Origin of the sequence: Marmoricola sp. URHB0036, from assembly GCF_000426045.1 — a bacterium.
Lineage (GTDB): Bacteria > Actinomycetota > Actinomycetes > Propionibacteriales > Nocardioidaceae > Marmoricola.
In genome coordinates this window covers 16,990-29,620 of sequence record NZ_AUEP01000008.1, presented here as the reverse complement: position 1 = coordinate 29,620, position 12,631 = coordinate 16,990, and the positions used below count along the sequence as shown (strand labels likewise).

At 68.4% G+C, this 12,631-nt stretch carries 9 protein-coding genes; 2 read left to right on the top strand and 7 right to left on the bottom strand.

The features are described from left to right. Positions 1–136: 136 nt before the first annotated feature. Positions 137–1,882, bottom strand: coding sequence for an ABC transporter ATP-binding protein (locus H976_RS0109665; protein WP_196804028.1), 1,746 nt, complete (start codon positions 1,880–1,882; stop codon positions 137–139). 77 nt (positions 1,883–1,959) lie between these two features. On the opposite strand from H976_RS0109665, the gene H976_RS0109660 reads away from it, so the two are divergent. After that, positions 1,960–2,490 carry a PH domain-containing protein gene (locus H976_RS0109660; protein WP_155918131.1) on the top strand — a complete coding sequence of 177 codons (531 nt, stop codon included), beginning with the start codon at positions 1,960–1,962 and terminating at the stop codon, positions 2,488–2,490. Between the two features lie 20 nt (positions 2,491–2,510). Here the strand turns inward: H976_RS0109660 and H976_RS25540 are convergent, their stop codons facing one another. From H976_RS25540 to H976_RS0109630, 6 genes are all read right to left on the bottom strand, one after another. Beyond that, a complete protein-coding gene (locus tag H976_RS25540; protein WP_036225702.1) occupies positions 2,511–3,569 on the bottom strand; it encodes an ABC transporter permease in 1,059 nt (352 codons plus the stop codon). Between the two features lie 46 nt (positions 3,570–3,615). Continuing rightward, the gene (locus H976_RS0109650) at positions 3,616–5,175 is read right to left on the bottom strand and encodes an ABC transporter permease (RefSeq protein WP_027861365.1); all 1,560 of its coding nucleotides are present in this window, start codon (positions 5,173–5,175) and stop codon (positions 3,616–3,618) included. Positions 5,176–5,291: 116 nt separating this feature from the next. Further along, positions 5,292–7,115 (bottom strand): ABC transporter family substrate-binding protein, encoded by a 1,824-nt coding sequence (locus H976_RS0109645; RefSeq protein WP_027861364.1) that lies wholly within the window; start codon positions 7,113–7,115, stop codon positions 5,292–5,294. Between the two features lie 150 nt (positions 7,116–7,265). Further along, on the bottom strand, positions 7,266–9,068 hold the full coding sequence (gene aspS / locus H976_RS0109640; RefSeq protein ID WP_027861363.1) for an aspartate--tRNA ligase: 1,803 nt from the start codon (positions 9,066–9,068) through the stop codon (positions 7,266–7,268). Continuing rightward, the gene (hisS, locus tag H976_RS0109635; RefSeq protein WP_027861362.1) at positions 9,065–10,414 is read right to left on the bottom strand and encodes a histidine--tRNA ligase; all 1,350 of its coding nucleotides are present in this window, start codon (positions 10,412–10,414) and stop codon (positions 9,065–9,067) included. The genes aspS and hisS overlap by 4 nt, the downstream gene beginning before the upstream one ends. A gap of 1 nt (position 10,415) precedes the next feature. Continuing rightward, positions 10,416–11,129, bottom strand: coding sequence for an MBL fold metallo-hydrolase (locus H976_RS0109630; RefSeq protein WP_027861361.1), 714 nt, complete (start codon positions 11,127–11,129; stop codon positions 10,416–10,418). 160 nt (positions 11,130–11,289) lie between these two features. Between H976_RS0109630 and H976_RS0109625 the strand changes: the two genes are divergently transcribed. Then, entirely contained in the window at positions 11,290–12,588 is a 1,299-nt protein-coding gene (locus tag H976_RS0109625; protein WP_369759017.1) for a DUF349 domain-containing protein, read from the top strand. The last annotated feature ends 43 nt before the right edge of the window (positions 12,589–12,631 follow it).

Here is a 12,631-nt window from a genome sequence, read left to right as displayed (position 1 = left end):
CGCGAGCCTACCTACCGAAGGTGGTCGAGCAGCGAGCGAAGCGCTTGGGTCGAGCAGCGAGCGCCAGCGAGCGATCAGTCGAGACCAGCGATCAGTCGAGACCAAAGATCAGTCGAGACCGCCCACGCCGTACGGCCTAGGAGACCCCGGCCTGCGCGATCAGGGCGTCCCGCGCCTCGCGGCGGCGGCGCTGCTCGGCCGGGTCGGGCACCGGTACGGCGGAGACGAGGCGCTGGGTGTACTCGTGCTGCGGACGGTGGACGATGCTGTCGGTGTCGCCCAGCTCCACGATCTTGCCCATGTACATCACCGCGATCCGGGACGCGAGGATCTCCACCACCCCGAGGTCGTGGCTGATGAACAGGCAGGCGAACCCCTGCTCGCGCTGCAGCTCCTGGAACAGGTCGAGGACCTTGGCCTGCACCGACACGTCGAGCGCGGACGTCGGCTCGTCGGCGACGAGCAGGTCAGGCTGGAGGGCCAGGGCGCGGGCGATGCCGACGCGCTGACGCTGACCACCGGACAGCTCGTGCGGGTAGCGGTTGCGGAAGCCGCGCTGCAGGTGGACGCTGTCGAGCAGCTTCTCGATCTCGGTGCTGAGCTCCTTGCCGCGCATCTTGCGGTGCAGGTACAGCGGCTCACCGATCGACTCACCGATCGGCAGGCGCGGGTTCAGCGAGGACCCCGGGTCCTGGAAGACGATGCCCACGCGGTCGCGCAGTGGACGCAGGTCCTTGGGCTTGGCCGTCTGCATCTGTACGCCGGCGACCTCGAGGGTGCCACCGGCCACGGGCAGCAGTCCCATGGCGGCACGGCCGATCGTGGTCTTGCCGGAGCCGGACTCGCCCACGAGCCCGACCACCTCGCCGCGACCGATCCTCAGGGACACGTCGTCCACGGCGCGGAACACCGGCTGGTTGCCGCGCTTGGGGTACTCGAGGACGAGGTTCTCGGCCACCAGGATCGGCGCCCGGGTCTCGGCCTCCAGGGCGGCCCGGTCTCGCGCCGTACGCTCCTCGCCCTCGGCCACGCTGGCCGTGCCGAAGTGCGGGACCGACTCGAGCAGCTGCTGGGTGTAGGGGTGCTGGGCGTGGTTGAAGATCTGGTCGGCCGTGCCGGACTCGACGATGCGGCCGTGCTGCATCACCACGATCCGGTCGGCCATGTCCGCCACCACGCCCATGTCGTGGGTGATCAGGACGACACCGGCGTTGACCCGCTCCCGCAGGTCGCGCATCAGCTTGAGGATCTCGCCCTGCACCGTCACGTCGAGCGCCGTGGTCGGCTCGTCCGCCACGAGCAGCTGGGGCTCGCAGGCCAGCGCCTGCGCGATCATCGCTCGCTGCCGCTGGCCGCCGGAGAGCTGGTGGGGGAACGCGTCGAACCGGCGCTCCGGCTCGGGGATCTCCACCATCGTCAGCAGCTCGATGGCGCGCGCCCGGGCGTCCTTGGGTGACATGTCGAAGTGCGACCGGATCGTCTCGACGATCTGGAAGCCGATCGTGTAGACGGGGTTCATCGCCGTCATCGGCTCCTGGAAGATGACCGCGATCTCACGGCCGCGCACCCGTCGCAGGGCTGCGCCCTTCAGGCCCACGAGCTCCTTGCCCTTCAGCTTGGCGCTGCCGGTGGAGCGGCCGTTGACGGGGAGCAGCCCGAGCAGCGACATCGAGGACTGGGTCTTGCCGGAGCCGGACTCACCCACGATCGCGAGCACCTCGCCCGCGTCCACGTGGTAGCTCACGTCGATGGCTGCCGGGAACCACTCACCGTCGACGAAGAACGAGACGTTGAGGTTCTCGACCTCGAGGATGGGGCCGTCGTCCTCGGGGACGACCGGCTGCCGGGGATCCTGGGAACCGTCAGGAGTCAGTGTGCTCACGAGTGGCCTTTCGGTCCGGTCGAGGCACGCACGGCACCTCGCAGGGCATCTGTCAGGGCATCTGTCAGGGTGTCGCCATGGGGACGACCGTGCTGCTCAGGTCGCGCAGCGCCCGGGCGCTGGCCGTCGCGACGGTGGCGGTGGCCCTGGTCGGCCTGGTGTCCGCCGTCGTCGACGGTCTCGACGTGGTGCTGGACTACGGCGCCCCGCTGCTGGCCATGGGCCTGCTCGGCTGGGCGGCGTTCTGGATGCCGTACGTCGAGGTCTCCGACGGCGAGGTCGTCGTGCGCAACACGTTGCGCACCGTGCACGTCCCGTGGCCCGCCATCGAGTCCGTGGAGGGTCGCTACGGGTTGAGACTGGTCACGGCGTACGGCTCGGTGACGGCGTGGGCCGCCAGCGCCCCCGGTGGCCGGCAGCGCGCTCGCGTGGAGCAGAGCGAGGCGGCAGCGCTCGTGGAGGCCCGTCTCGCGGAGCTGCGTGCCGCGGGCTACCTCGACGAGCGACGCCTCGAGGGGCCCCGCCTGCGGACGGCCTGGCACGGCCCGATCATCGCCGCCCTGGTGCTGCTCGCCGTGGCCACGGTGGTGCTTCCGCTGCTGACCTGAGCCGGTGTGCGCGACCAGTATCACGAGGTCGCCTGCTCCGGCTCGGTGGTCGCGCCCGCGCGGGCGGCGCGGTTCATCTTGCGCTCCGAGGGGACCCGCTTCTGCCGCGGGTCGAAGGCGTCGCGCAGACCGTCGCCGATGAAGTTGACCGACAGCGCGATCAGGATGATGAACAGTCCGGGCCACCAGAACAGCCACGGGCGGGTGGAGAACGCGGACTGGTACTCCGAGATCATCGTGCCGAGCGACACGTCCGGCGACTTGATGCCGAAGCCGAGGTAGGACAACGCCGTCTCGAGCAGCACCGCCTGTGAGGCGAGCAGCGTGGTGTTGACGATGATCACGCCCATGGCGTTGGGGATCATGTGCTTGCGGATGATGCGGGTGCTGCTCGCACCGGCCACCTTCGCCGCGTCCACGAACTCACGTTCGCGCAGGGTCAGGAACTCGCCACGCACCAGTCGCGCGAGCGTCGTCCAGCTGATGGCGCCCAGTGCCACCGCCAGCCAGAAGGCTCCGGCCTGACCGGCGAACTTGCCGAGCACCGCGCCGATGACGATGACCGGGAAGGTGATGAACAGGTCGGTGAAGCGCATCAGGAACTGGTCGATGCCGCCACGGAAGTAGCCCGCGACCGCGCCGATCACCATGCCGATGACGGCGGCCAGCAGGCTGATCACGACCATCACGTCGAGGGAGGTCTGGGTGCCCTTCATGACGCGCGCGAAGATGTCGCGGCCGATCTCGTCCTGGCCGAACGGGTGGTCCCCGATGGCGAACCCGTTCCCCCCGAGCCACACGGGCATGCTCAGCGTGGGCGTACCACTGTTCTGCACGTCGTTCGGCGTGAAGTAGTCCCACTTCCACCACCCGGGAATCCCGAAGGCCCCGATGGAGGTGTAGGCGAGGATCGCGACGAGGGCGAGGACGACCAGTCCGATGATCGCGCCGCGGTGCCGGAAGAAGCGCCGCCGGACGATCTGGCCCTGAGAAAGGCCTTCGACCTCCCTGAGCTCGATCGCGTTCTCGATGGTCTCGGCGGTGTCGATCCCGCCGGTGGGCTCGAGTGGTGTGCTCATGCGGCCTCTCCCCCCGGGACAGCGGGCATTGGGGCTGGGGTGTGGGTCATGCTGCGACCCGGATCCGTGGGTCGAGCACGGCGTAGATCAGGTCGGAGACGAAGTTGGCGATCACCGCGAGGACGCCGACGATGACGATGTAGGCCATCACCGGATCCTGCTGGTTGTTCGCCAACGAGTCCACGAAGAGCCGGCCCATGCCGAACCAGCCGAAGACGGTCTCGGTGATGATCGCGCCACCCAGCAGCGTGATGATGTCGATCGGGACGATCGACGCGAGCGGCAGCAGTGCGTTGCGGAAGGCGTGCCGCATGATCACGGTGCGCTCGGTGAGGCCCTTGGAACGAGCCGTGCGGATGTAGTCCTGGTTCATCACCTCGAGGGTCGAGGCGCGGGTGTAGCGCGTGTAGGACGCGAACGAGATCAGGATCAGGGTCGCGGTCGGCAGCACCAGGTGGGTCATGGTGTCGAGGGTGTGGATCCAGAAGTCGCCCTCGAGGTTGGGTGTCTGCCGTCCGAGCGTCGCGATCGGGCGGCCCTTGATCAGCTGGTTGTTCAGGTAGTTGTCCCAGCTCTGCATCAACCGGTCCATGAAGAGCGTCGCCGACACCGGGATGGCGGTCAGCGCGGCGGTGCGGGCCGAGCGAGTCCGGTCCGGACCGCCCCAGGCGAGGCCGATGCCGGCGCTGACCACGAGGGCGACGACGAACATCGCCAGCACGAGTGGCCAGCCGAGGATCCCGGCGTCGTTGGCCCAGGCCCAGAAGTACAGGAGGGGCAGCCACAGGATCGCTCCCAGCGCCGCCACCGACAGGGCGGAGTAGAGCGCCTTGCGGTTGCGCAGCCCGGTGCTGAGGATCGTGATCACGAACGCCCAGCCGACGGAGATCAGGATGATCAGCACGATCCCGAGGTCGGGCTCCTTGAAGAAGCCGCTGATGTTGAGGTAGGCGATCAGGATCGCGACGACACCCGCGGCGATCGCGAAGTTGCGCAACCGGGTCCCCATCTTGCCGGCGATGGCCGAGGACACGGTGATCCCCACGACGAGCGCGGCTATCACGATCGTCGGCACGGCTATCTGTGGATCTGGAGAACCGAGGAAGTCGTTGAAGTCGATGGCCAGGAACTCCTTGGCCAAGACGGCCACCCAGAAGACGGGAAGGGAGTACAGCAGGAAGCTGAGGAAGGTGATCGAGTAGTCGAAGCCGGTGTACTGGCGCAGGGCGCTGATCAGGCCGACCATCACGCCGAGCACGATCGCGATCAGCGTGGCGGCTCCCACGAGCTGGATCGTGGTCGTGACGGCGCCGCTCAGCAGGGACGTCGTCGACTGGTGGGTCTTCCAGTTCTCGCCGAGGTCGCAGCTGCCGTAGAGGCAGCCACTGGCTCCCTTGAGCCAGGACAGGTAGCGCTCGATCACCGGTTGGTCGAGGTTGAGCTGGGCGATCCGGCGTTGGATCTGCTCGGCCTTGTTCGGTGCGGTGCTGAGCCGCAGGTCAGCGAGTGGGTCGATGGAGAGGTCCACCAGGAAGTACATGATGATGGTGGAGATCAGGACCACGACCAACGACATGAGCAGTCGTTTGACGAAGAACACGAGCATGGAGCAACAGACCTGTCTGGTCGGGGGTGCCGGGCAAACGTGGTGGGTGCCGCCGCCTCGGCGAACGGCACCCACCACGAGGGTGCATCACGGGAGTGGTTACCCGCTAGTCGGCACTAGCTGGCCGACGGCACCTTCCACTTCCAGAACCCGTAGAACATGGTCGGCGCCAGGATGGCGGGGTCCACGTTCGAGATGCGGGTCGAGTTGGCGATGTTGGCGGACGGGAACTGGAAGATCGGGAGACCGATCGCGTCCTTGAACATCTCCTGCTCGATCTGCGTCTGGATCTTGACCTGCTCGCCCTGGTCGGAGGTCAGCACCAGCTTGTCGAACAGGCCGTCGACGGTCTTGTTGCTGTAGCCGACCAGGTTGTTGATCGTGCCGGTCGCGTAGGTCTCGCGGTCGGCGCTCACTGCGGGCGAGGTGGACTGCCAGCCGAAGAACACGGCGTCGTAGCTGCCGTCACCCAGCTTCTCGCTCCAGTCGGGCGAACCCTGGTCGATCAGGTTGAACCCGGCCGCCTTGAGTGCCGGCTTGTAGAGCTGGAACTCGTTGACGCGACGGACGTTGTCCTTGGCGTACATCATGCGGACGTTGACCGGGGTCTTCACGCCGGCCTGCTTGAGCAGGGCCAGCGACTTGGCCGGGTCGACCTTGGCGTAGTCGGCAGAGCCGTTGGCCGCGACGATCTCGTCGTACCCCGGGGTGCCCTCGGTCTTCACGAACGAGTTGCGGACCGCGGCGTCGGCGTTGACCGGCTTGATCAGCTTGTCGACGACCTCCTGGCGGGGCACACCGTGCAGGAAGGCCTGGCGGACGAGCAGCGCCTTGGCTGCGTCACCGCCGTACGCCGCCGGGTCGAACGGGCCCTTGTTGTTCTGGACGAGGTCCATGTGCTCGAAGGTGCCCTCGACGCCCTTCTTGATCGAGACGTCCTTGACCTGTTCGGCCGCCTTGACGACGTCGGTCGTGACCTGCGGGGAGAACATGTCGATCTCACCGTTCTTCAGGGCCTGGACCTGCGCCATCGGGTCCTCGTTCCAGCGGACCGTGATGGTGTCGAACGTGCCCTTGTGGTCACCCTTGTACTTCGGGTTCTTCGCCAGGGTGAGGTACTGGTTCTCCTTGAAGTCCTTCAGGGTGTAGGCGCCGTTGGTGACGGCCACGTCCTTGTCCGAAGGCATCTTGGTGAAGTCGAAGCCGGTGTTCCAGAACGACGAGATCTTGACCAGGGCGGCCTTGTCGTCGGTCTGGATGGCCTTGGTGACCGCGGCAGCGGCTTCCTTGGGGTCGGAGATGCCCAGCGCCTTCATGCCGACCACGTGGGCGGGCATGAAGTCGGTCATGTCGTACTGCCAGTCGGCGAACGGCTTGGTGTAGATCAGCGTCATCGAGTGGTTGTCGTCGGCGATCTCGGGGACCTGCTTGACCAGGCTGAAGCCGATCGAGGAGGAGTCGAAGTAGACCTTGCCCTTGGTGTTCTTGGGCAGGCCCGTCGCGTCGTCGGTCTTGACCTGGTCGGCGTTGATGGTGTTCAGGTTGCCGCCGAGGGCCGCCCAGTGGAGCAGCATGTCGTCGGCGGTCACGGGTACGCCGTCGGACCACTCGTCGTCGCTGTTGAGCGTGTACTTGACGGTCAGCGGGCTGTCGCTGGTCTTCTCGTACTTGCCGAACGAGGTGTCGGGCTGCAGCGTGCCGCCCGCGTCGACGTACGAGAACGCTGCGTTCACCACGGTCTTGATGTTGTTGTTCGCGGTGGCGTTTCCGTTGGACGTGTTGCCGTTGAACGAGTACAGCGGCTGGTTCCATCCCAGAGTGATCGACGTCTTCTGGTTGCTGCTGCTGTTGTCGTTGGAGTCTGGGGCTGCGCACGCGGTGCCGGCCAGGCTCAGGGTGGCGACCACCGCCCCCAGAGCGAAGATGCGCTTGCTTCTCACGTATTTCCTCCTCGGTGCGGCCCGCTCCTGTTCGCGGGACCGGCGAAAAGCCGGTCTGATACCCGGCTGAACTAGGTGACCCTAGGCATAACGGGTGGGCCGGGATAAGCCCCGAGACCGGGAAGAAGCGTGATTGTTACCAGAGCGCGACTATTCCACCGCAAATCCGCCGTCGGAACCGCCCTCGGACGCGTCGGGCTTCCGCTCGGGGCGGGCGTCGACGCCCGCCTCCTTGCGCTGCTCCAGCGTGATGGGGGCCGGCGCCGAGGTCAGCGGGTCGAAGCCGCCGCCGCTCTTCGGGAAGGCGATCACCTCGCGGATCGAGTCGGTGCGGCTCAGCAGGGCGCAGATGCGGTCCCAGCCGAAGGCGATACCGCCGTGCGGCGGCGCGCCGAAGGCGAAGGCGTCGAGCAGGAAGCCGAACTTCTCCTGGGCGGCCGCCTCGTCGAGCCCCATCAGCGCGAAGACGCGCTCCTGGACGTCACGCCGGTGGATACGGATCGACCCGCCACCGATCTCGTTGCCGTTGCAGACGATGTCGTAGGCCCAGGCCAGGGCCGTGCCGGGGTCCTTGTCGAAGTTCTCGAGGTCCTTGGGACTGGTGAAGGCGTGGTGCACGGCCGTCCACTGACCGCTGCCGACCGCCACGTCACCGGCGGCCGTGGCCTCGGCGGCGGGTTCGAACAGCGGCGCGTCGACCACCCACAGGAAGCTCCAGGCATCCTCGTCGATGAGGCCCCCGCGCCGGCCGATCTCGAGGCGGGCGGCCCCGAGCAGTGCCCGGCTGCTCTTGGGGGGGCCGGCGGCGAAGAAGATGCAGTCGCCGGGCTCGGCGCCGACGTGGGCGGCGATGCCGGCCTTCTCCTCCTCGCTGATGTTCTTGGCGACCGGACCGGTGAGCTCGCCGTCCTCCTTGACGAGGAGGTAGGCCAGTCCGCGTGCCCCGCGCTGCTTGGCCCACTCCTGCCAGGCGTCGAGCTGCTTGCGCGGCTGGCTGGCTCCCCCGGGCATCACCACGGCTCCGACGTACGGCGCCTGGAAGACCCGGAAGGGCGTGTCCTTGAAGAAGTCGGTGCACTCGACCAGCTCCAGACCCATCCGCAGGTCGGGCTTGTCGGTGCCGAACCGGGCCATCGCCTCGGCGTACGTCAGGCGCGGCAGCGGGGTCGGTACGTCGTACCCGATCAGGGCCCAGAGCGCGCTGAGGATCTCCTCGGACAGGGCGATGATGTCGTCCTGCTCGACGAAGCTCATCTCGACGTCGAGCTGGGTGAACTCGGGCTGCCGGTCGGCCCGGAAGTCCTCGTCCCGGTAGCAGCGCGCGATCTGGTAGTAGCGCTCCATGCCGGCGACCATCAGCAGCTGCTTGAACAGCTGTGGGCTCTGCGGGAGGGCGTACCAGCTGCCGGGCTGCAGCCGGGCCGGCACCAGGAAGTCGCGGGCACCCTCGGGCGTCGACCGGGTCAGCGTCGGCGTCTCGATCTCGACGAAGTGGTGCTGGTCGAGCACGTCACGAGCGGCCCGGTTGACACGGCTGCGCAGCCGGAGGGCGGCGTTGGGTCCACTGCGCCGCAGGTCGAGGTAGCGGTGCCTGAGGCGGGCCTCCTCCCCCACTTCGACGTGGTCGTCGATCGGGAACGGGAGCGCTGCGGCCTCGCTGAGCACCTCCACGCGGGAGGCGATCACCTCGACCTCGCCCGTGGGCAGGCTGGGGTTCTGGTTGCCCTCGGGTCGACCCGAGACGGCGCCGGTCACCTTCAGGCAGTACTCGTTGCGCAGGTTGTGCGCGACCGCCTCGTCACGGATGACGACCTGGACGACGCCACTGGCCTCGCGGAGGTCGATGAAGGCCACGCCCCCGTGGTCGCGGCGGCGCGCCACCCAGCCGGCGAGGGTGACCTCGCTGCCGACGTCGGTGGACCGCAGGCTGCCTGCGTCATGGGTGCGGATCACTGCTGCTGCTCCTCGGGAAGATCGGTGATGATGCGGGGCCGCAGATCCTCGACGGGAGGCGTCCACGTGCTGACGTCGACCGGATCCTGCTCGCCGCTGCGGATGTCCTTGATCTCGGCGGACCCGTCTGCGCCCGGAAAGAGAACGTACGGGATTCCGCGGCGCTCGGCGTAACGGATTTGCTTGCCGAACTTGGCGGCCGTGGGGGCCACCTCGGACGGTACGCCGTTGCGCCGCAGCTGTTCGGCGAGTCCGTCGCTGGTGGCCCGGCTCTCCTCGTCGACGACCGCCACCAGGACGGCGCTCGGCACCGACCGGTCGGCGCTGACGACTCCCTGGGCGAGCAGGGGGACGAGCACCCGGCTGACGCCGAGCGAGATGCCGACTCCGGGGTAGGTGGTGCGCCCGTCGCTGGCGAGGGCGTCGTACCGTCCCCCGGAGCAGATCGAGCCCAGGGACTCATGGCCCGACAGTCGGGTCTCGAAGACGGTGCCGGTGTAGTAGTCGAGACCGCGCGCGATCTTCAGGTCGGCGACGATGTCGACGCGGTCGGTGACCAGGGCGGCGCAGCCCTCGAGGACGGCGGCCAGCTCGGTCAGTCCTTCGTCCAGCAGCTCGTGGCGTACGCCGAGCCCGCGGACCTCCTCGACGAAGCCGGTGTCGGGGCTGGTGATCCGGGCGAGGGCCAGGCAGCTGTCGGCCTGGTCGGTGCTGAGACCGGCGTCCTCGACGAGCTGGGCGTGGACCCGCTCCTCCGGCAGCTTGTCGAGCTTGTCGACGGCGCGCATCACGGCGGCCGTGTCGCCCACCCCGAGCCCGGTGTAGAAGCCCTGGATCAGCTTGCGGTTGTTGACCTGCAGGGTGAAGCCCGGAAGGAAGTCGAGGCGACGCAAGGCGTCGAGCATCACCCGCGCGACCTCGACGTCGTGGTGGAAGTCCAGGCTGTCGCGCCCGATGACGTCGATGTCGGCCTGGGTGAACTCGCGGTAACGGCCTTCCTGTGGCCGCTCGCCGCGCCACACCTTCTGGATCTGGTAGCGCCGGAACGGGAAGTCGAGCTTGCCGGCGTTCTCCAGCACGTAGCGCGCGAACGGCACGGTCAGGTCGAAGTGCAGGCCGATTCCGGCGTCGCCCTCCTCGGCCTGGAGCCGGCGCAGCACGTAGACCTCCTTGGAGGTCTCGCCTTTGGTGAGCAGCTGGTCGAGCGTCTCGACCGCGCGGGTCTCGACGTTGGCGAACCCGTGCAGCTCGAAGGTCTCGGCCAGGCGGGCCAGCACCTGCTGCTCGACGTGGCGCTGGGCGGGCAGCAGCTCGGGGAACCCGCTCAGCGGGGTGGGACGGGCCATCTCAAAGACCTCGAGTGACCGGGCTGGTGCCCTGGTGATCGTCGATCAGGTCGAGCAGGTAGGGGTTCGACGCGCGTTCGCGGCCGATGCTGGTCTGCTCGCCGTGACCGGGGAGCACCACGATGTCGTCGCGCAGGGTCAGCACCTTCTCGCGCAGGCTGCGCAGCATCGTCGGGTGGTCACCGCCGGGGAGGTCGGTGCGCCCGATCGAGCCTGCGAAGAGCAGGTCACCGGAGAACATCACCTCGGCGATCTCCGGGTCGTCGTACGGCGTGCGGAAGGTGACCGATCCCTCGGTGTGCCCGGGGGTGTGGTCGACGACGAACTCGAGGCCGGCCAGCTCGAGCGTCTGGGCGTCGGTGAGCTCCTCGACGCGGTCGGGCTCGGCGAACTCGTACTTCCCGCCGAGCAGCATCGCCGTCGTCTCCGCCGACATGCCGGCCATCGGGTTCGCGAGCAGGTGCCGGTCGTCGGGGTGGATCCACGCCGTGGCGTCGTAGGTGCCGGCGACCGGAGCGACGCACCACATGTGGTCGACGTGGCCGTGGGTGACCAGCACGGCCACCGGCTTCAGCTTCTGCTCACGCACGACACGGGCCACTCCCTCGGCGGCGTCCTTGCCCGGGTCGATCACCACACACTCGGTGCCCGGACCGGTGGCGGCGACGTAGCAGTTGGTGCCCCACGGACCGGCCGGGAAGCCTGCGATCAGCACCGTCTCGTCTCCTGCGTCGGGGGTCCAGCCGTGATGGGGCCGTGATGGGAACGGGACCCAGCCTACTGTCCCCGAAGGACGCACCGGGCATGGCTACGATGAGGGCGCCTAACCTCAACACCGGACGACTCCGGGACGACGAAGAAGCAGGTGCTGCAACGTGACCGCGCAGGGCAACTCCCCCGACGGGAACGGCCAGGGCCAGACCGCCAGCGACAGCGGACAGGTCGGGGGGCTGACGAGCGAGTGGGGCCGGGTCGACCCGGACGGCACCGTCTACGTGCGCACGGCCGACGGCGAACGCGCGGTCGGTCAGTACCCCGAGGGCACTCCCGAGGAGGCGCTGGCGTTCTTCACCCGGCGCTTCGACGCCCTGGCCTTCGAGGTGCAGCTGCTCGAGCAGCGGGTGCGGGCCGAGGCGCTCACCCCCGACGAGGCGACGGAGTCGATCAAGAAGGTCGCCGCCCAGCTCGTCGAGCCCAATGCGGTCGGCGACGTCGTCGGGCTCAGTGCCCGCCTCGACGCGCTCGGACCGCTGATCGGACTGCAGCGTGGACAGCGGCGGGCCGACCGGGCCCGCAAGCTGGAGGAGGCGCACACCCGCAAGCAGGAGATCGTCGCCGAGGCCGAGAAGATCTCGCAGGGCAAGGACTGGCGCAACGGGGTCAACCGGCTGCGTGACCTCCTCGAGGAGTGGAAGGCACTCCCCCGTCTCGAACGCAAGCGCGACGACGAGCTGTGGCACCGGTTCTCGAGCGCGCGCACGTCGTACACGCGCCGTCGCAAGACCCACTTCGCCGAGCTCGGTGAGAAGCGCGAGGGCGCGCGGGTGGTCAAGCAGCGGCTGCTCAAGGAGGCCGAGGAGCTGAGCACCTCCACCGACTGGGGTCCGACGTCGAGCCGGTTCCGCGCCCTGATGTCGGACTGGAAAGCCGCCGGTGCGGCGCCGCGCGAGGTCGAAGAAGACCTCTGGCAGCGTTTCCGCGCCGCCCAGGACACCTTCTTCGGAGCCCGCGACGCCGCCAACGCCGAGCAGGACCGCGAGTTCGAGGCCAACGCCGAGAAGAAGAAGGAGCTGCTCGTCGAGGCCGAGAAGCTGCTGCCGGTCTCCGACCTCGAGGCCGCCAAGCGCGCCTTCCGCGACATCGCCGACCGGTGGGACGCCGCCGGCAAGGTCCCCCGCGACCAGATGAAGACCCTGGAGGGCCGCATCCGGAAGGTCGAGCAGGCCATCCGCTCGGTCGAGGACGACAAGTGGCGTCGCAGCGACCCCGAGAAGTCCGCCCGCGCAGACGACATGCTCGGCCAGCTCGAGCGCGCCATCTCCGACATCGAGACCAACCTCGACAAGGCTCGCGCCTCGGGCGACGACCGCAAGATCAGGGAGCTCGAGGAGAACCTCGCCTCGCGCCAGCAGTTCCTCGAGATGGCGAGAAAGGCAGCCTCAGACTTCTCGTGAGGGCCGCGGTTTGGCCGGGCGCCCGGCCGAACTGTCACTGGAA